Origin of the sequence: Dactylosporangium sp. CA-092794 (assembly GCF_050948465.1) — a bacterium.
Lineage (GTDB): Bacteria > Actinomycetota > Actinomycetes > Mycobacteriales > Micromonosporaceae > Dactylosporangium.
In genome coordinates this window covers 100,409-119,091 of sequence record NZ_CP192044.1, presented here as the reverse complement: position 1 = coordinate 119,091, position 18,683 = coordinate 100,409, and the positions used below count along the sequence as shown (strand labels likewise).

The 18,683-nt window shown below is 68.5% G+C and carries 15 protein-coding genes; 6 read left to right on the top strand and 9 right to left on the bottom strand.

Features of this window, described 5'->3' with window-relative positions; translation table 11 throughout:
- Positions 1-226 precede the first annotated feature (226 nt).
- Positions 227-2,056 carry an NHL domain-containing thioredoxin family protein gene (locus ACQPXD_RS00510; RefSeq protein WP_432833684.1) on the top strand — a complete coding sequence of 610 codons (1,830 nt, stop codon included), beginning with the start codon at positions 227-229 and terminating at the stop codon, positions 2,054-2,056.
- On the opposite strand, the gene ACQPXD_RS00505 is transcribed toward ACQPXD_RS00510, so the two are convergent.
- The 3 genes from ACQPXD_RS00505 to ACQPXD_RS00495 are packed head-to-tail and all read right to left on the bottom strand — an operon-like array spanning position 2,048 to position 4,219.
- On the bottom strand, positions 2,048-2,785 hold the full coding sequence (locus ACQPXD_RS00505) for a LamB/YcsF family protein (RefSeq protein WP_432833682.1): 738 nt from the start codon (positions 2,783-2,785) through the stop codon (positions 2,048-2,050). The genes ACQPXD_RS00510 and ACQPXD_RS00505 overlap by 9 nt on opposite strands.
- A complete protein-coding gene (locus tag ACQPXD_RS00500) occupies positions 2,769-3,629 on the bottom strand; it encodes a biotin-dependent carboxyltransferase family protein (RefSeq protein WP_432833680.1) in 861 nt (286 codons plus the stop codon). Before ACQPXD_RS00500 ends, ACQPXD_RS00505 begins: the two co-directional genes overlap by 17 nt.
- Positions 3,626-4,219: a 5-oxoprolinase subunit B family protein gene (locus ACQPXD_RS00495; protein ID WP_432833678.1), complete on the bottom strand. Its 594-nt coding sequence runs from the start codon at positions 4,217-4,219 to the stop codon at positions 3,626-3,628. Before ACQPXD_RS00495 ends, ACQPXD_RS00500 begins: the two co-directional genes overlap by 4 nt.
- Positions 4,220-4,336: 117 nt before the next feature.
- On the opposite strand from ACQPXD_RS00495, the gene trhA reads away from it, so the two are divergent.
- Positions 4,337-4,966 carry a PAQR family membrane homeostasis protein TrhA gene (gene trhA / locus ACQPXD_RS00490; protein ID WP_432843523.1) on the top strand — a complete coding sequence of 210 codons (630 nt, stop codon included), beginning with the start codon at positions 4,337-4,339 and terminating at the stop codon, positions 4,964-4,966.
- A 480-nt stretch (positions 4,967-5,446) separates the two neighbouring features.
- Here trhA and ACQPXD_RS00485 read toward each other — a convergent pair whose 3' ends face one another.
- Entirely contained in the window at positions 5,447-5,707 is a 261-nt protein-coding gene (locus ACQPXD_RS00485; RefSeq protein ID WP_432833676.1) for a DUF6458 family protein, read from the bottom strand.
- A gap of 89 nt (positions 5,708-5,796) precedes the next feature.
- Here ACQPXD_RS00485 and ACQPXD_RS00480 point away from each other — a divergent pair, with 89 nt between their 5' ends.
- Positions 5,797-6,282, top strand: coding sequence for a SixA phosphatase family protein (locus ACQPXD_RS00480; protein ID WP_432833674.1), 486 nt, complete (start codon positions 5,797-5,799; stop codon positions 6,280-6,282).
- 78 nt (positions 6,283-6,360) lie between these two features.
- Here ACQPXD_RS00480 and ACQPXD_RS00475 read toward each other — a convergent pair whose 3' ends face one another.
- The 3 genes from ACQPXD_RS00475 to ACQPXD_RS00465 all read right to left on the bottom strand — a co-directional run bounded on the left by ACQPXD_RS00475 (position 6,361) and on the right by ACQPXD_RS00465 (position 10,459).
- Positions 6,361-8,214, bottom strand: coding sequence for an acyl-CoA dehydrogenase (locus ACQPXD_RS00475; RefSeq protein WP_432833672.1), 1,854 nt, complete (start codon positions 8,212-8,214; stop codon positions 6,361-6,363).
- 491 nt (positions 8,215-8,705) lie between these two features.
- Positions 8,706-9,812, bottom strand: coding sequence for a PP2C family protein-serine/threonine phosphatase (locus tag ACQPXD_RS00470; RefSeq protein ID WP_432833670.1), 1,107 nt, complete (start codon positions 9,810-9,812; stop codon positions 8,706-8,708).
- 65 nt (positions 9,813-9,877) lie between these two features.
- Positions 9,878-10,459: a septal ring lytic transglycosylase RlpA family protein gene (locus tag ACQPXD_RS00465; protein WP_432833668.1), complete on the bottom strand. Its 582-nt coding sequence runs from the start codon at positions 10,457-10,459 to the stop codon at positions 9,878-9,880.
- A 539-nt stretch (positions 10,460-10,998) separates the two neighbouring features.
- On the opposite strand from ACQPXD_RS00465, the gene ACQPXD_RS00460 reads away from it, so the two are divergent.
- From ACQPXD_RS00460 to ACQPXD_RS00450, 3 genes are all read left to right on the top strand, one after another.
- On the top strand, positions 10,999-11,370 hold the full coding sequence (locus ACQPXD_RS00460; protein ID WP_432833666.1) for a hypothetical protein: 372 nt from the start codon (positions 10,999-11,001) through the stop codon (positions 11,368-11,370).
- A gap of 320 nt (positions 11,371-11,690) precedes the next feature.
- Entirely contained in the window at positions 11,691-13,973 is a 2,283-nt protein-coding gene (locus tag ACQPXD_RS00455) for a methyltransferase domain-containing protein (RefSeq protein ID WP_432833664.1), read from the top strand.
- Complete coding sequence (locus tag ACQPXD_RS00450) at positions 13,970-15,379, top strand: toll/interleukin-1 receptor domain-containing protein (RefSeq protein ID WP_432833662.1); 1,410 nt, start codon at positions 13,970-13,972, stop codon at positions 15,377-15,379. Before ACQPXD_RS00455 ends, ACQPXD_RS00450 begins: the two co-directional genes overlap by 4 nt.
- A 14-nt stretch (positions 15,380-15,393) precedes the next feature.
- Here ACQPXD_RS00450 and proB read toward each other — a convergent pair whose 3' ends face one another.
- Together proB and proS are read right to left on the bottom strand one after the other, a co-directional pair.
- Positions 15,394-16,701 (bottom strand): glutamate 5-kinase, encoded by a 1,308-nt coding sequence (gene proB / locus ACQPXD_RS00445; protein ID WP_432833660.1) that lies wholly within the window; start codon positions 16,699-16,701, stop codon positions 15,394-15,396.
- Positions 16,702-16,804: 103 nt separating this feature from the next.
- Positions 16,805-18,211 (bottom strand): proline--tRNA ligase, encoded by a 1,407-nt coding sequence (gene proS / locus ACQPXD_RS00440; RefSeq protein ID WP_432833658.1) that lies wholly within the window; start codon positions 18,209-18,211, stop codon positions 16,805-16,807.
- Positions 18,212-18,683: the final 472 nt, after the last annotated feature.

Sequence of the window (18,683 nt, the reverse complement as noted above, 5' to 3'; positions counted from 1 at the left end):
GTCGGCTCCGCGACCTCGCCTCGGCAGGCCCGACCCGAGCGGCCGGGCTATTGGGCGATCAGCCGACCGGCTGCACGTCAGGCCCAGACCAACCAGTCGCGGACCATGGCGCACGTGGACGCCGAGACGCTCCGCGGTTCAACTCTTGGGGTTGCTTCCGCTGCGGCTGACCGGCTCGCCGCTGACCCGCGCAAAGGCTTCGGCGCCGGCGTGGCACGCTTTCTCGGTGAACCTTTCCCCCCGGGTCCGCGCACCTGAGCTTCGCGGTCGCGCATGGCTGAACACCGGCGGCCGTGAACTCACCTTGGCGCAGCTCAAAGGTCACTGCGTCTTGCTTCACTTTTGGACCTTCTGCTGCATCAACTGCCTCCATGTCCTCGACGAGCTGCGGCCGCTGGAGGAGCGCTACGCCGACGTGCTGGTGACGATCGGCGTGCACAGCCCGAAGTTCGAGCACGAGAAGGACGCGGACGCGCTCGCCGCCGCCGTCGAGCGCTACGGGGTCGACCACCCGGTGCTGGACGATCCCGAGCTCGGGATGTGGCAGCAGTACACCGCGAAGGCCTGGCCGACCCTCACGGTGCTCGACCCGGAGGGCTACGTGGTGGCCAACATGGCCGGCGAGGGCCACGCCGAGGGGCTCGCCCGGCTGGTCGAGGAGCTGGTCCGGGTGCACGAGGCGCGAGGGACGCTGCGCCGGGGCGACTCGCCTCATGCCGTACCACATCCGGACTCGACACCGCTGCGGTTTCCCGGCAAGGCCCTGGCGTTGCCCGGCGGCCACTTCCTGGTCGCGGACTCCACCCATCAGTCGCTGGTGGAGCTCGACGCCGACAACGAGACGCTCGTGCGCCGCATCGGCACCGGCCGGCGGGGCCGCAAGGACGGCACCGAGCCCGAGTTCTCCGAGCCGGGCGGGCTCTGTCTGCTCCCGCCGGACGTCGCGGAGGTCGCCGGCTACGACGTCGTGGTCGCCGACACCGTCAACCACCTGCTGCGCGGCCTGACGCTCGGCACCGGCGAGGTGCGCACCGTGGCCGGCAGTGGACGGCAGTGGCGCGGCACCGTGGACTTCGACGCGCACGACTCGCTGGCCGTGGACCTGTCCTCGCCCTGGGACGTGGCCTGGTACGACGGCAAGGTCATCGTGGCCATGGCCGGCATCCACCAGCTGTGGTGGTTCGACCCGATCAAGCGCACCGCCGGCGTCTACGCGGGCACCACCGTCGAGGCGCTCAAGGACGGCCCGCTGCCCGAGGTCTGGATGGCCCAGCCGTCCGGCCTGTCCGCCGCGCCCGGCGGCGAGCGGCTGTGGATCGCCGACAGCGAGTCCTCGGCCGTGCGCTGGGTCGGCAGCGGCGAGATGCACACCGCCGTGGGCCGGGGCCTGTTCGACTTCGGGCACGTGGACGGCCCGGCGGAGCTCGCCCTGCTGCAGCACCCGCTGGGCGTGCTGGCGCTCGCCGACGGCAGCGTGCTCGTCGCCGACACCTACAACGGCGCGGTGCGCCGGGTCGCGGACGGGCAGGTCTCGACCGTCGCCGACGGGCTGCGCGAGCCCAGCGACCTGGTGCTGACCGCCGACGGCGACGTCGTCGTGGTCGAGTCCGGCGCGCACCGGCTGGTCCGGCTGGGCGCGGGTACCCTGGCCGCGGCGGGCGTCGACGTGGCCGGCGTGCGGCACCGCACCGAGCGCCCGCCCACCATGCTGGCCCCCGGCGCGGTGGAGCTCGACCTGATCTTCGAGCCGGCGCCCGGCCAGAAGCTCGACGAGTCGTTCGGCCCGTCGACCCGGCTGGAGGTGTCCGCGTCGCCGCCGGAGCTGCTACTGCAGGGCGCCGGCGTGAGCACCGACCTGCGCCGCCGGCTGGTCCTCTCCGCCGAGGTCACCGAGGGGGTGCTCCAGGTCGTCGCCCAGGCGGCCACCTGCGACGTCGACGCGGAGTTCCCGGCCTGCCACCTGACCCGGCAGGACTGGGGCGTGCCGATCCGGGTGACCGGCGACGGCGCCGCGCGGCTGCCCCTCATCCTGCGGGGCATGGACGCCTCAGACTGAGACGAACGGGGCGACCTCGACACCGGCCTCCACCAGCGCCGCGCGCACCGCGCGGGCCATCTCGACCGCGCCCAGCGTGTCGCCGTGCACGCACAGCGACTCCACGTGCATCGGGATCGCCGCCCCGTCGACCGCCTCGACCACGCCGTCCACCGCCATCCGCACCGCCCGCGCGGCCACCGCGGCCACGTCGGTGACCAGGGCGCCCGGCCGGGTGCGGGGGACGAGCCGGCCGTCGGGGAGGTATCCGCGGTCGGCGAACCCCTCGGCCACCACCCGCAGTCCCTCCTCCGCGGCGAGCTGGGCCAGGACCGAGCCGGGCTGGCAGAGCACCGGCGGGCGGCCGGCCGCGGCGGCGGCCGCCACGACCGCGGAGGCCGGCTCCTCGTCGACGGCGGCGGCGTTGTAGAGCGCGCCGTGCGGCTTGACGTAGGCGACCGGCCCGAACGCCGACAGCGCGCCGATCTGGTAGCGCAGCTCGTCGGCGAGCTCGTCCGGCGGCACGTCGATCCGCCGGCGGCCGAAGCCGGCCAGGTCGCGGTAACTCACCTGCGCCCCCACCAGCACGCCTCGCTCGCCGGCCAGCGCGCTCACCCGGCGCATGGTGGACGGGTCGCCCGCGTGGAAGCCGCAGGCCACGTTGGCGCTCGTCACGATCGACAGCAGGGCTTCGTCGTCGCCGAGGCGCCACACCCCGAAGCCCTCGCCGAGGTCACTGTTGAGGTCCACGAAACCGAACGCTATCTCCCGGCCGGGCCTGCGCGAGCAGCGGCAGGTCGGCGGCGTCGACGACGGCGACCACCGGATACCCGCCGGTGGTGGGATGGTCGGCCAGGAAGACCAGCGGCTGGCCGTTGGCCGGGACCTGCACCGCGCCGAGCACGATGCCCTCGCTGGGCAGTTCCCCGGCGTCCGCGCGGGTCAGGGCCCGTCCGTCCAGCCGGGCCCCGACCCGGTTGCTCTCGCTTCGGACTTGGTACTCCCCTGAGGCGAGCGCCCGGGCATCGGTGAACCGGTCGGCGCGTGGCCCCCACGTGATCCGCAGGACGATCGGCCCGCCGAGCGCGGCCCGGGGTGCCACGTCCACCGCGGCCGGATCGCCGGTCGCCGGCCCGAGCGGCAGCCGGTCGCCGGCCCGCACCACGGGCGGGCCGAGCAGCGACAGCGTGTCGGTGGAGCGGCTGGACAGCACCGGCGTGGCGGCCAGCCCGCCGGCCACGGCGAGGTACGCCCGCAGCCCCAGCGTCGCCCGCCCCACCTCGATCCGCTCGCCCGCCCGCACCGGCACCGGCGCGTTGAGCGGCGCCGGCCGCCCGCCCACCCGCAGCGGGGCGGCGGCCCCGGTGAGCGCGACCGTGCCGGCCGCGCCGGCGATCGCCACGAACGGCCCGAGCGTGATCTCCAGCCCGGCCGCGTCCGGCGGGTTGCCGACCAGCCGATTGCCCACGAGCAGTGCGGGCCGGTCGAGCGCGCCGGAGCGGGGCACGCCGAGGTGGGCGTATCCGGGCCGGCCCAGATCCTGCACGGTGGTCAAGGGCCCCGAGGCCTCGACCATCAGCACCGCGGCGATCATGCGGCCCGGAACCGGACGCTGCGGCCCGGCGTGAGCAGGGCGGGCGGCTTCTTGTCGACGTCGAACAGGTCGGCGTCGCTGTGCCCGACGATCCGCCAGCCGCCCGGCGACGGCGTGGGGTAGATGCCGGCGAACTCGGCGGCGAGCGCGACCGAGCCGGCCGGGACCTGGGTGCGCGGTTCCTCCAGCCGCGGCACGCTCCAGGGCAGCCCGCGCAGGTAGGCGAAGCCCGGCGCGAACCCGCAGAACGCGACGGTCAGCTCGGTGCCGGTGAGCGCGCCGACGACCGCGTCGACCGTGGTGATGGCGTGCTCGGCGACGAACGGCAGGTCGACGCCGTCGAAGCGCACGTCGACGACGATCGGCGGCTCGTGCGGTACCGCCGCGGGATCGATCGACCAGTCGCGCAGCCGCGCCGCCAGCCGGACCGGGTCGGACACCCCGTCGAGCAGGACCGTGCGTGCTCCGGGCACGATGTCGACCACCGCCAGCCGCCCGGCGCCCCGCTCGGCGTCGAGCGCGGCGAACCAGTCGAGCGGATTGTCGACCTCGATCAGGAGCGCGTCGGCGCCGACGCGGCGTAGCTGCACCCCGTCACGATAGACGCCATCCCGATACTTGCCAGTAACTTACGGTACCGTAACCTAGACGGCGTGACCGTGAGGACCGAAACCCGTCTGCGCCCGGTTGACCTCGGCAAACCCCGCATGCGGGGCTGGTTGCACGCATACGCGGCGGGCGTGGCCGTCGTGTGTGGGATCGTGCTGTGCTCGCTCGCCGCGGCCCGCCCCGGCTGGGCCCCGTTCGTCAGCTGCCTGGTCTACAGCATCTCGGTGGTGGCACTGTTCGGCACGAGCGCGCTCTACCACCGCCGCGTGTGGACCGAGCGGTGGTACAAGGTCATGCGCCGCCTCGACCACTCAATGATCTTCGTCTTCATCGCGGGCACCTACACCCCGTTCAGCGTCCTGCTGCTCACCGGCAACACCCGCATCGCGATCCTGGCCACGGTCTGGGGCGGCGCGGTCCTGGGCGTGGGGATGAAGCAGTGGAGCGCGATGAGCAAACGCCGCTGGCTGTCCGCGCCGCTGTACATCGCGCTGGGCTGGGTAGCGATCGCGGTCCTCCCCGACATCCTGCACGCGGGCGGCGTGACCGCTTTGGTGCTGACCTTGGCCGGCGGCGCCTTCTACACGGTCGGCGCGGTCTTCTACGCCCTGCGCCGCCCGAACCCGTGGCCAACCGTCTTCGGCCACCACGAGTTCTTCCACGCCTGCACGCTGGTCGCCGCCATCTGCCACCACATCGCCATCTACTTCGCCCTCTACGCCCACTGACCGCCTTCACGACGGAGGCTGTCAGCGCGATCAGCGGCCTTGCGTCGTAGTTGCCGACCCGGCGGAGCTTCACGGGCCCACCGGCGGCGAGGTGCGACTCGACCGGCGGCCGAACTGGTCGCGCCGGCCGCGATGCCCGCCGGCGGCCACGTGGTGCCCGATCCGCGCGTCCCAGGGTGAGCACGGTCGGGCGCTGCACGGCGCAGCGACCGTAAGTCTCCGCGATCATGCGCAACCCAGCACTGACACCAACGGTTTTTCATGATCACGGAGCGCTGATGTACCCCCGTGTACCAGAAGTCTCCGGGATCATGGCAAACCCCTGGCGCGGTCACCGCGGACATCATGATCACGGAGACTTCTGGTCGCCGCCCGGCCGGGCCGAGGGGCCGGCGCCGAGGGGTCGATCAGGCGCTGGCCTGACACACCACGCCAGCGCCGCGGCGCGGGCGGGGCGTCGCGGCGCCGGCGCGGTGAGTGTCAGTAGCGGCGCTCGCGGCGCTCGACCACCTCGTCGGTGGTCGGCGGGATCACGGTGCCGCCCGCCGGCGGCGCCGGGGTCACGACCGTGCGCCGGCGCGAGTTCCAGAAGTAGAGCGTCAGCACCAGGCCCACGAGCCCGGCGATCTGGAGGATCCAACCGATCGTGTCGAGGTTGAACGGCCCAAGATCAGTGTCCTTGAGCCCGAACGTCAGGATCGCGCCGACGACGATCAGGAGAATACTTCCGCCGATACCCATCGAAGGCCTCCCGGCTGTCTGTTTGGGTAAACCTGTCCGAGGCAGGGTTACCCACGCGCGACATCCTTCAATCGGGCACGCTTGTCCCCATGACCGTGCGCACGCTCATCCTGCTCCGCCACGCGAAGGCCGCCGACCCGGACGAATACGCCACCGACATCGAGCGGCCGCTGACCGCGCGCGGCCACCGCGACGCCCGGGCCGCCGGGGAGTGGCTGCGCGGGGCCGCGCTGGCCCCCGACGCCGTACTCTGCTCGACGGCCGTGCGCACCCGCGAAACGCTGGAGGACCTCGGCCTGGCCGAGACCCCGGCGATCTACGAGCAGCGCATCTACGTCGGCCCCGCGGCCGACACCCTGGACCTGCTGCAGCAGACCGACCCGGCGGTGGCGACCCTCCTCCTGGTCGGCCACAATCCCACAGTTACGGATTTATCCGATCTGCTGGCGCCCAGCGCGCTCCGCGACCGCGCCCTGGCCACGTCCGGCATCGCGGTCCACCGCTTCGACACCACCTGGCGCGACCTCGCCGAGGCCGAGGCCCCGCTGGTCGATCAGCACACGGCCCGAGGCTGACGACCAGAACGAGGCACAACGAAAGGGTGGAGGGCGCCGTTGCCCTCCACCCTTTCGACCTAGAAGGCCTGGAAGGGCCTAGAAGGCGGCCTCATCCAGCTGCATCGCGTCGAGCGTCGTCGACTCGACGATCCGCCGGTCGGCGCCGACCCGCGGCAGGATCTCGTGCGCGAAGAACTTCGCGGCCGCGACCTTGCCCTCGTAGAAGGCCTTGTCCGCGGGCGACACCTCGCCGGCCAGCGCCTTCAGCGCGATGTCGGCCTGCCGCTGCAGCAGCCAGCCCACCACGACGTCGCCGAGGTCGAGCAGGAAGCGGCGGGTGTTCAGGCCCACCTTGTAGAGCGCCTGCGGCTCGCCGGCCTGGGCCTCGCCCAGCCAGCCGGTCAGCACGCCCAGGATCTGCTGCACCTCGGCCAGCGCCTTGCCCAGCGCCACCCGCTCCAGCTTGAGCTGGCCGTTGCCGGCCTCGGCCTCGAGGAACTGCTGGATCTCGCCGGCGACGGTGAGCAGCGCCTTGCCCTGGTCCCGCACGATCTTGCGGAACACGAGGTCGAGGCTCTGGATCGCGGTCGTGCCCTCGTAGAGGGTGTCGATCTTCGAGTCGCGCACGTACTGCTCGAGCGGGTAGTCCTGCAGGAAGCCGGAGCCGCCGAAGGTCTGCAGCGACTCGCTGCCCAGCAGCTCGTAGGCGCGCTCCGAGCCGACGCCCTTCACCAGCGGGAGCAGCAGGTCGTTGACCCGCTTGGCGAGCTTCGCCGCCGGCTCGTCGCCGGCCGCCTCGGCCAGCGCCACCTTGTCCTGCCAGGACGCCGTGTACAGGACCAGGGCGCGCAGGCCCTCGGCGTACGACTTCTGGGTCAGCAGCGACCGGCGCACGTCCGGGTGGTTGATGATCGTGACCCGGGGCGCGGCCTTGTCGTTGACGATCAGGTCGGCGCCCTGGACGCGGCTCTTGGCGTATTCGAGGGCGTTGAGGTAGCCGGTCGACAGCGTCGCGATGGCCTTGGTGCCGACCATCATCCGGGCGTACTCGATGATCAGGAACATCTGCCGGATGCCCTCGTGCACGTCGCCGAGCAGCCAGCCCTTGGCCGGCACGCCGTGGCCGCCGAAGGTCACCTCGCACGTGGTGGACACCTTGATGCCCATCTTGTGCTCGACGTTCGTCACGAACACGCCGTTGCGGTCCTTGAGCTCGCCCGTCTCGGGGTCGAAGTGGAACTTCGGCACGATGAACAGCGAGAGGCCCTTGGTCCCCGGGCCGCCGGCGCCGGGCGTGTCGACCGGCCGGGCCAGCACGTAGTGGACGATGTTCTCGGCGAGGTCGTGCTCACCGCTGGTGATGAACCGCTTGACGCCCTCGATGTGCCAGGACCCGTCGGGCTGCGGGACCGCCCTGGTGCGCCCGGCGCCGACGTCGGAGCCGGCGTCGGGCTCGGTCAGCACCATCGTGGAGGCCCACTGCTTGTCGACCATGATCTTCGCCCAGCGCCGCTGCTCCTCGGTGCCCTCCACCCGCAGGGTGTTGGCGAAGGAGGGGCCGGACGCGTACATCCAGATCGGAGCGTTCGAACCGAGCACCATCTCGGCGAGGGCCCACCACAGCGCCCGCGGCGCCGGCGTCCCGTCCAGTTCCGCCGGCAGGTCGAGCCGCCAGAACTCGGCCGCCATGAACGTCTCGAACGACCGGCGGAACGTCTCGGGCAGGCGCACCGAGTGCGTGGCCGGGTCGAACACCGGCGGGTTGCGGTCCCCGTCGGCATAGCTGGCCGCCAGGTTCTCGCGCGCCATCCGGTCCATCTCGGCCAGGAAGCTGCGCGCGGTGTCCACGTCGATGTCGGCGTAGGGGCCCTGACCCAGGACCTTGTCGACACCGAAGACCTCGAAGAGGTTGAACTCAAGGTCCCGCACGTTGCTCTTGTAGTGGGTCATCGCGGAGTGGCCCCCGTCCGTAGGTTCGCGGATGTTCTAACGCGCCAGTGGAGCATGGCCGACCGAGGTTACCAGTCGGTAACAGCAACCTTATTACTCGCCAGTAAGGTCGACAAGTGGCCCCGTCGAGTGAAGCAGGCCACACCCAGGTCCGAAGAGTCCGAAATGGGAGTAGTTGCGGAGCAGTCCTGCCGTCACTCCGGTATGGCGCGGTCGTTGACCGGTTACTCGCCGTCAAGAGGAGGCCGCGCGATGATCGTCCGTCTCATGGGCTCGATGTTCGCCCCGAAGTACCCCCGCTTCTACACCGGCCGCCACCGCGCTCCCATGCGCCGCCTGATCATCCCCCGGCCGCGTCCGGTGTAGAGATTTTTGACTCCGGTCCGTGCAACGCACGACCGTTCCTCCCGTGAGACACCGGGCCCGGCCTGCCCTGAACGGGCGGCCGGGCCCTGCCAGGTCCGCGGTGCCAAGAACAAACCCGAGCGGCGCTATGACGAGGCGACCCCGGCACCGCCGATCTCCCAGCTGGGGACCGGCGCCGGCGGCTTGACCCCCTGGTACTCCACCAGCACCAAGGCGATGTCATCGTCGAGCCGGTTGCGCACCCACTCCAGCAGCGCGCTCTCCAGCGACTTCAGCCCGTCCGCCACCGTGCCGTGGCCCAGCAGCCGCTGCGCCCGCTCGGCCGTTGGGAAGAACTGCCCGTCGCGGCGCGCCTCGGCCAGCCCGTCGGTGAAGAACAGCAGCCGGTCACCCGGCTCCAGGCGCTCGACCCGCGGCTTGACCACCGGCATGAAGCCCAGCGGCGGTGCGTTGGACGGCGGGTCCAGCGCGATCACCCGGCCCCGCCGCAGCAGCAGCGGCGCGGGGTGGCCGCAGTTGACGATCGTCAGCGTCCCGCCGCGCTCCTCGATCAGCGCCGCCGTCACGAAGTCCTCGTCGCCCAGCGAACGGGCCACGGCCCGGTCGAGGTCGGCGACGATCGCCCGCAGGTCGGCTCGCTCGAAGGCCACGTGGCGGTATGAGCCCAGGACGATGCTCGCCAGGCGGACCGCATCGAGGCCCTTGCCACGCACGTCCCCGATGATCATGCGGACGCCGTAGGGCGTGTCCAGCGCCTCGTACAGGTCGCCGCCGATGTCCGCGGCGGCGGTGGCCGAGATGTACCGCGCGGCCACGGTCAGCGGCCCGACCTGCGGCCCCAGCGGACGCAGCACCGCGCCCTGGGCGACGGAGGCGAGGCGGGACAACTCGGCGTACCGCGCGATCTGCCGCTGCCGGATCGCCCCCACGGCGGAGGCGATCCCGCTCGCCACGATCACCCCGCCGAGGTTGAGGATCAGCACCAGCGCGCGATCCCGGGTGTGCATGAGCTCGATCGCGCAGAACACGAAGGCGAACAGCGTCGAGGCGCTGCCGACCGCGAGCACCTCCGGCCAGGACGCGAACGCGGCGGCCAGGAACGGCGCCGCGGCCAGCAGGCCCACGTAGTCGGCCCGGAACCCGTCGGCGACCTCTGCCGCGAGCACGAGGCAGAGCAGCACGAAGGCCGCGCCGACACCGGCGCGGGCCTCGGGAAGCAACTGACGTTTCATAGGTCCGGCCAACAGCATGCCACCAACCGACCGCCGGACCGCTCCATCAAACGGCCGGGTCTGGCTTACTTGAGTACCTCATACTTGGCGTCGATCACTCCGGCGCTGATGGAGGCGATCTTCACGAAGGCGCCGCGAGCAAGATCAAGACAACGGCCTGCTACGAAGGGCCCTCGATCGTTGACGCGGACGTCGACCGACTTGCCGTTGGCCAGGTTCGTGACCCGGACCATCGTGCCGAACTTCAGGGTCTTGTGCGCGGCGGTCAGCCCGTCGGGGTCGAACGCCTCGCCGCTCGCGGTCGTCTGGCCGTCGGCATAGAAGGACACCTCGCACGTGCCGCTGCTCGCCACCCCGGCCGGCGCCGTCGTGGTCGCCGTCTTGGTCGGCGACTTCGAGCGGGCCGGGCTCTTCGACGGGGTCGGCGAGGCGCTCGGCGAAACGGCGTTGACCTGCGCAGACCCGCCCTCGGCCGAGGGCGCGAGGCTCGGCTGCGCCGACGGCGACGGACGCTGGCCGCGATCGGCGCGCTCCTGCGGGCTGCGATCGGCTTCGATGTCACCGGTGGGCTTGGTGTCGGCGCCGAGGTTGACGGTCGCGACCGCGCCGCCCACGAGGACGACGACGGCGGCCAGACCGGCGATCAATGGGACGAGGTGACGGCGACTCGCGACGGAATGTCGGCCGGACAACGTCTACACCCTTCGTCGACTGCAAAGGCCGTGACCGAACGTATCGGTCACTCCCGGACGCCAGTCAACCGAAGCGCGAAGCATGTGGTGATTTGGCCGCATAGATCTGACCGAACGGCCGACCCACCAAGGAGCCGTTCGGACGACGCCGCGTGACCCGTCACCTCCGGCGCCCCCGCCGCACCCACCCGGCCCGAAATATAGGCCGACATAATCGCCGCACGAATGAACCGCAATCTCCCGAGCCGGCGGCCCCGGCGAGTGCTCGTATCTTAGTGCACAGCTAAAGCCGGAACTCACCCACCGAACCGGCACCTTGCACAACGACATAGGCAACCGATCATCCGATGGTGGCACGCGACGGAACCTGAAGATACTGACAAGTCTCAACGTCCTCTGATTGACCCTGAGCACAATCGGACATTGCGACCAAACGGACTATTTGATACCTTTACCCGTACAACCCGAACCACAGATAACAGGAGGACGCCGAGTTGTCAAGCAAAGAAACGCCCCCGAAGAGTCAGATCACGTTTGGTAAATTCCAAAACGTCGATCTCCGGGTCGCCCGCATTCTGGCTGCACCACTCGCCGACGGCACGCGCAACCCCGCCCGGGTGATTCAGCTGGACCTCGGGCCCCTGGGCCAGCGGACATCAGTGGGGCAGTATGCGCTCATCGACGAGAAGGACCTGGTCGGAAAGAACGTCATTGTGTGCATCAACCTCGGTGTTCGCGAAATGGGGCCGTACAAGTCGGAGGCGCTTGTTCTCGGCGCACCGCACCCGGACAGCCCCGAGGACCAGGACCAGGCCACTCCGTTGCGCGTCGACGACATAGCAGAGCCCGGCGCGGCAATCTTCTAGTCGTCTCGTCAACACACGGCGCCTTCACCAGTCGCACGCATGGCCGCGTCAGCAGGCCATGCGTGCCGCCTGCCAGCGCGAGCCGCGGCGCGTTTCGCCCGTGTCCATGACCGATCCTGGACAACACATTATCGAATCTGGAACCTCCCCTGCGGCAAAAGGGGCGATGGGTGTCAACAATGATCGACTGTCGAACCTTCAACTACGATGCCGCAGTAATTTCTGTGGATTGCACGTATAGCGGCGACCTCATCGTTGGGGGATGCACCGACGGGCGAGTCCACCTTCTCTCCCCTACCGCGCACATCGATACTTGGCGAATGAACCGCGGCGAAGTGTGGTCGGTCGCGGTCGACGCGGTCGGCGAGACAATCGCGGTCGGCAGTGCGGAACGCAGCCCGCAAGGCGGCGCTTTCCATTGGCGTCGCCGTTCGGGACAGCCGATCATCGAGGTCGACGCCAATTCGCCGGTGTGGGGAGTCGCGGTTTCACCCAGCGGCCGGTATGCCGCTTACGGCACATGGGGCGGTGAAATCGAGGTATACCAACGGACCAGCAACAGCGCGGAATTGGTCTGGAAAACTCCCCGGCCGCTGGGCGATTCCGGGATTTACGGGATCAAGGTCACGGATGCCGGACGCGTTGTCGCATCCGTATACGACACCGGGATATTTGTCCGCGACGTGGCCACCGATCGCAGTGTCCTGGTCCCGCTCGAGACCGGGCTGTACAACGTCTCGAGAGTGTCGGCCGCGGCCACGGCTCTCGTCGGGCTACGCGAGGGTTCGTTCGCCGAAATTGACCTTGAAGCCGCGCTGGCCGGCGAGCCTGCCCTCACGATCTCGGAGATCCACAGCCGAGGTCCGCTGTCCGGCGTAGCCTGCGCGACGTCCGGAAGCGTCATCTACGTCGCCGGATTCGACGGCACGCTGCTGACGTTGACGCAGCGCGGGGAGGTGCTGTGGCGGGCGAATTCACGGAACGAGCTGTGGTCGGTAGCGGCCTCGGCCGACGGACGACTGCTGGCCGCGGCCTCAGGCGGCGGCTACATCCAGGTGTTCCAGCAGGCCAAGCACTCGCCGGACGTATCTGAACTGCGCATCTGGTCAGCGGTGGTACAACACGACCCCAGTGCGATCCGCCGTTTCGCCGACCGGATCTACGACGCGGGCGCTTTCGAATACGGGTTTCAGACTCTCGATCAACTCATCAGCAAGGGTGCGCCGCAAGACGGCCTGAAATATTTCGCCCTGCTTGCCGAGCGAAGCGGTAATCCGATCATGGTGTACCGGGCCGCGCAGCTCTACGAGCGGATCGGCGAACATCGGGATGCGCTCCGCAGCTATCAGCGGGCGGCCGAGGCTCCCGAGCTGTATGCGACCGCGCTGACGGCCGCGGGCGGATGCTTCGATCAACTCGGCCTGCCCGGCGTCACGGCCGGAATCTTGAAACACGCGACGCAGCCGCCGCCGACCGACGTGGACACGTCGTTGTTCTACGACCTCGGCCGGCTGTACGAGGATCTGGACCAATCGGACCGTGCGATTCGCGCATACCAAGCGGTAGTCCAGTGGGACGCGGCCTACCGGGACGCACTCGAGCGGTTGACAATGCTCATTCGGCGCTCCGAGACCGATCCTGAGGCCGCCGTCGGCAACGGCGGTCTGGGCCAGCTGCCGCCCATCACCGGCTTCCTGGGACCGAATGTCCCACGACTCCCGGAGACCGACGCGCGCCTGCATTCGGTGCTCACCGCACGGGCTCGGGAGCTTGGCATCTCCAACGAGGACCACCACCGGCGGCGCGCCGCGATCCTGAATCTGGCGAACGCGGACGCGTTCGTCAGCGGTCGCGCCGCGGCAACCCAGTTGCAGTACGACTCGCTCGACTACCACAAGTACGACAACTCGCCGGTTGAAGATGCCGCGAAGAAGCACCTTGAGGCCATCAACCTGCTGGCGGAAGTTGATCACCGCACCGTGACGCGATCCCTCGACATCGGCACCGCCACCTGCCGGTATCCCTCCCTGCTCGCGAACTTCGGCATCGAGACCCACGGCGTGGACGTGAGCCGGGAGGGTTTCGACTACCACCGAAGCACCGGCGGCACGTTCCAGCGGTTCGTCCAGGGCAACGGCGCCCACTTGCCATACCGGTCCAGCGCTTTTCAGCTGCTGACGTGCATGATGGGAACCTTCAACCACGTCGGCGACGCCGATCGCAGCGACTTCCTGGGCGAGTGCCGAAGGGTGCTCGACCCGCAGGGAGTCGCAATTCTCGGTCTCTGGGACCCCGAATGTCCCCATGTCTCCTACTTGGCGATGTATTCGGACCACCAGCGGGAGCTGCTGCGCCGGGGCGCGATCAGCCAGGCGTCCTTCAGCGCCCTGGCGCTGAAGGTGGGCTTCGCCAAGGTAAAGTGCGTGCCGTTCGCCATGCCGGCCGACGGAACCATCCGAGCGCTCCACCTCGACATGGCCAGCAGACGCGACGTTGAGATGCTCGCCGACACCGACTTCGCGCTACGGGGACGCACCAGGTCCGACCACGGTCAAATGTACTTGGCCGTCTGCTATCGCGATGCGAACGGGAGCACGGCATGATCGACTCGGTCAGAGAAGTCGAAATCGGATCGGGTGTCATCGACTGCGCGGTCAGCGAGGGCTCGGCCGAGCTGATTGTGGCGGGTGACGTGTCCGGCCGCTGCGTGGTCATGAACCAGTCGTTCGAGCAGGTCTTCGAGTTCCCCGCGAGCATGCCCATCTGGGGAGCGGCGATCAGCGAAAAACTGGGGATCGTCTCCATCGCACTCGCGGTCAAGCAGGACTTCAACGGCGGTCTGCAGATACTGGATTTCGAGACCGGCCAGACCGTCTACTCGGCCGAGTTCAACGCGCCGGCGTGGGACACCGTGATCGACCACGACACCGGTACCGTCTTCACCTCCACCTGGGGTGAGGGAATCGTCTGGTACCACGCCGGGTCGAAGACGGGCGGAACCATCGACCTGGGCGATCGTCATCTGTTCGGTCTGTCGCTGCATGACATCGATGCCACGACGAAGATGCTCGGCGTCACGGTCGCGGGTGTCGGAGTCATCGGCATAACGCTCTCGCCCGAGACGGAGTCCGGACCGCTCCGCCCCGTCGACCAGTCAATACTCGTGCGCAACTCGCACGCGTGCTACAACCACGCGTTCTCGGCGGACCGTCTCCGCATCTTCGCGGGATCCTCAAACCCGGTGCTCGCCTACGGCCAGAAGACCGGCGCGGCGGCCGCTACCTATGCGACCCGATCGTTCCGATCGCTGCTGCAGGACACGGCCGCGGTCCTCACCACCGAGTCACTGTGCCTGTTTGGGAGCCTCAACGGAATCCTGCAGGTCAGCAGGCCCTCCCGTCCGGAGGTGACGCTGGGGTACTCGAATCTCGAGTCATCGATCTGGACCATCGTCAACAGCGTCTCCACCGATGCCGTGCTCGTCGCCCGCGGCGATGGCTTCCTGGCCGAGTACAACACGACGGAGCTGCTCAATTCCTCGACGATGAGCGATGTCGAGTCGGTGCAGTTCGGTCCCGGCTCACTCGGCGGGGCAAAGGTCTTTCTCAGCTACGCGAGCGAGGACTTCGAGGTCGTCGCGGATCTGTATCGGTTCCTGCGCACGGTCGGCTGCATACCGTGGATGGACAGGTTCGACCTGCTACCGGGACAGGACTGGGACCACGAGATCCGGCGCGCCATGGACGAGAGCGACTTTGCGTTGGTCTGCATCTCAGAGCGGTCCGTGAACAAGCGTGGGTACATCCAGAAGGAGGTACGCCGAGCCCTGGAGCTCCTGGAGGAGATCCCCGAGGGCGAGATATTCCTGATACCGGTCAGGCTGGATGACGCGCCGATGCCGGAGGGACTCAGGAAGCGGCAGTGGGTGAACCTTGCCGATGAAGGCGGTCTGCGCAGGCTCTGCACCGCGATCTATCGAGGCTATGCGAGCCGCGATCAGTCCAGTTGACGCCCGGCCACCGGTCAGAACACGACAATTTTGGCCCGGTCGATCAGGCTGAGATCGCTCGACAGCCGCACATAGCGGTCGTAGAGATAGCTCGCCCACGTCCCGTCGTGTCGCTCGACCGTGCCTTGGAGCACGACATTGGGAAACAGGCAGAGTATCTCCACCGCCAGCCTCCGTGAGGTGTCGAACGACAGGTACTCGATGGAGGCGAAAGCACGCGCCGTGCGTTCACGCACGGACGGCGTCAGCGACGACAGGTCGAGCTTCGTCGGTTCGCTCAGCTCCGCGGCAATCAAATAGCGCGCGATGATCGCGGTGAGCACCATCGCGATTTCTTCTGTGTTCATCGCTCTGATGTACGACACCAGCAGGGAAGACAGCCGGGTCACACCGCGAGCCAGAATCGTTCCCTTCGGCGAGTTGATCTCCACGATCGCGCCCGGCAGAAAGTTGCCGTGGACCTTCTTGACCCCGGACGCGAACAGGCTCGAACCGGCCTTGATGCTCTCCTCGGCCTGCCGGTTGACAATCAGCGATCCGCGGCAGGCCGCGATGCCAGCTATCCACCGACTTTCGCTCGGCAGCCGCTCATTGACCGGCCGGACGGTCGTCCCGACGGCTCGCCCGTTCGCCGTATTCTCGATCACGTGCCGCGCCTTGGCATCGGCGATGGTGGTTTCGATGCCGTTGTAGGCCGCAAGTTCTGCCGCGCGCAGTTTGGAGCGCATGCCGCCGCGGCCGGTCCCGCCCGGACCAATCATGATCCCGTGCAGCTCGCCGAGCGGAATTTCGGTCAGATACCTGCGACCGCCCTCCTTGTCCGTATAGACCCCCGGCACATCCGTCAGCAACAACAACTTGTCGGCGCCCACCGCTATCGCGATGCCGGCGGCCACCGTATCGTTGTCCGATCCCAGCGGGTCCGCCACGTCGTTGCCGTTGACAATCGGAACTATCCCGCCGGAAAGAGCCTCGGTGAGCACCCCCGCGATGGTGGCCATCTGGGCCGCGGACCGAAGATCGGACTCTGACACGAGGACTTGGCACACCCGCGAGCCAGAGATTTCCGATATCGATCCGTAGATTGCCATGAGAAATGGCTGGCCAACGGCCGCCGCGATCCGGCTGGTGTAGCCGTCGTAGCCGGCCCGGGACAAGTGAGCTCGTCCGGACGATACGGCTCCTGACGAAACCAGGACGACATTCCATCCCTCGCTGCGCAGGGTGATCGCAGCTTCGAGGGCGGATGCCAGCAAGACGGGATCAGGTCCTGACGGCCGAGTTACGGAGCTTGATCCGATCTTGACCACTAGGGTTCGCATGAATCGAGCCGACTCCTGTCATCGTGAAGTGCGGACACTCATTTGCAACTCCCGCGCCGGATCGCACAGGCATGGCACCTGCGGTCCATTCACGTCGCCATCGTCAGTACGACCGGGACATGTAGGCAATCAGGTCCGACTCAGACTCGCTGTCGGGAAGCGTTCCGTCCTCCCGCGTGAGGCAGCGAACCGATACACCGGCCTTGTTGGCCTTCTCCTCGCCGTCAACGCCCACGTTCGACCACGGGATCTTCGCACACCCGTATTCCGCGGCGGCGATCGCGTCCTTGAGGGTGGCGGCCTCGACGGTCCGCTCTTCGGTCCGCCGGACCGACTCGTCGAGCAGCGCCAACTGATCGGTCTCGAGCGCGGCCCGAACCTCGTCCAGACACTTTTCGATGGCGACCGGTTCTTTCCGCCCGTCGATTCGGCGGGCGAGCATCACGTTGCCGTTCTGCAGTTCCCTCGGCCCGATCTCGACACGCAACGGGTAGCCCCGCAGTTCCGCCTGCACGGCTCGCCGCCCAAATGGTGTGTCGGTGCGGTCGTCGAGAGCCGTCCGGATGCCGGCGTCCGACAGGGCTTTGTGGAGGCGGGTCGCGGTCTCCGTGATGCCGGGCCCGTCCTTCACGATCGTCACCTGCACCTGAATCGGCGCAAGCTTGGGAGGCACGCGCAACCCGTTGTCATCGCCGTGGCACATGATCAGCCCGCCCACCATGCGCGTGGAGGTTCCCCACGACGTGGTCCAGCAGTGCTCGAGCCTGTCCGCGTCGGACAGGTAGGTCATGTTGAAGGCCTTGGCGAAATTCTGACCGAGCTCGTGCGAGGTGCCCATCTGCAATGCCTTGCCGTCGCGCATCATCGCCTCGCAGGTGTAAGTACGGATCGCACCGGCGAACCGCTCCCTGTTGGTTTTGAGGCCGACCCGCACAGGTATAGCCAGCACTTCGGTCATGAAGTCCCGATAGGTGCCGTAGAGGATCCGTCGAGCGTAGTTTTTCGCGTCCTCTTCGGTGGCATGGGCGGTGTGCCCTTCCTGCCACAGGAACTCTGCACTTCGCAGGAATAGCCTGGTGCGCATCTCCCAGCGCAGGACGTTGCACCATTGATTGAGCAGCAGCGGCAGATCCCGGTACGACTGAATCCATTTGGCCATGTATTCACCGAACACGGTCTCACTCGTGGGACGAATGACCACGGGCTCGTCGAGTTTCTTTCCACCGCCGACAGTGACCACGGCGAGTTCCGGGGCGAAACCCTCGACGTGCTCGGCCTCCCGCCGCAGATACGACTCGGGAATCAGCAGCGGAAATGAAACATTCTGCGCACCCGCGGCCTTGATTCTGGTGTCCATCTCGGCGGTCATGCGTTCCCAGATCGCAAAACCGACCGGGCGAATCACTTGAGACCCCCGGACCGGACCGGGCTCGGCCAACTCGGCCTTTGCCACCACCTCCTGGTACCAGCGAGGGAAGTCCACCGCCTGGGGCGTAAGCACACTACTCATGGGGCCGTATCATACCGGGCCCAGCATTTCGGAGTCTTGAGGGTTTGGGCGCGTGCGAAGTCGGTACGTTCGTCGGCGGCGACGGAACCGTCGGGTGGATGAGTCCGGACATCGACGCGATATGATCGCGTTTTACCTGCGACTACGTCGCGGCAGCCTCCGCTTCGTAAAGCATTTGCTCGTCCCGGTTGATCCAGGATGAGCCGGTCGAGGTGAAATGCACGTGCAACCCGGGGCCCGCGGGCCGGCCGGGCCGGGACGACCGGTGTCCGGTCCGGATTGACCACGGGGCACGGTCGGCGAACCGCGCCGGCAGCGGGCGCGCTCGAGTCGTGACGGCCTCTGCCGCGACCGCGTCGCCTGCCCTCCACGACGGCGGCGTCACCAACGGCTGCGCGCGGCGCAATTGCCTGGCCCAGATGGCTGGCGAGTGACCTGCTGGATTATTGACCCGTCAGACCGCTGGCCTACA

Bases quoted from the DNA above. Each gene is read 5' to 3' on its own strand.
- ACQPXD_RS00500 (WP_432833680.1), bottom strand. From the start codon at position 3,629: ATGATCGCCGCGGTGCTGATGGTCGAGGCCTCGGGGCCCTTGACCACC.
- trhA (WP_432843523.1), top strand. From the start codon at position 4,337: ATGCGGGGCTGGTTGCACGCATACGCGGCGGGCGTGGCCGTCGTGTGT.
- ACQPXD_RS00485 (WP_432833676.1), bottom strand. From the start codon at position 5,707: ATGGGTATCGGCGGAAGTATTCTCCTGATCGTCGTCGGCGCGATCCTG.
- ACQPXD_RS00480 (WP_432833674.1), top strand. From the start codon at position 5,797: ATGACCGTGCGCACGCTCATCCTGCTCCGCCACGCGAAGGCCGCCGAC.
- ACQPXD_RS00475 (WP_432833672.1), bottom strand. From the start codon at position 8,214: ATGACCCACTACAAGAGCAACGTGCGGGACCTTGAGTTCAACCTCTTC.
- ACQPXD_RS00470 (WP_432833670.1), bottom strand. From the start codon at position 9,812: ATGAAACGTCAGTTGCTTCCCGAGGCCCGCGCCGGTGTCGGCGCGGCC.
- ACQPXD_RS00455 (WP_432833664.1), top strand. From the start codon at position 11,691: ATGAACCGCGGCGAAGTGTGGTCGGTCGCGGTCGACGCGGTCGGCGAG.
- ACQPXD_RS00450 (WP_432833662.1), top strand. From the start codon at position 13,970: ATGATCGACTCGGTCAGAGAAGTCGAAATCGGATCGGGTGTCATCGAC.
- proB (WP_432833660.1), bottom strand. From the start codon at position 16,701: ATGCGAACCCTAGTGGTCAAGATCGGATCAAGCTCCGTAACTCGGCCG.
- proS (WP_432833658.1), bottom strand. From the start codon at position 18,211: ATGAGTAGTGTGCTTACGCCCCAGGCGGTGGACTTCCCTCGCTGGTAC.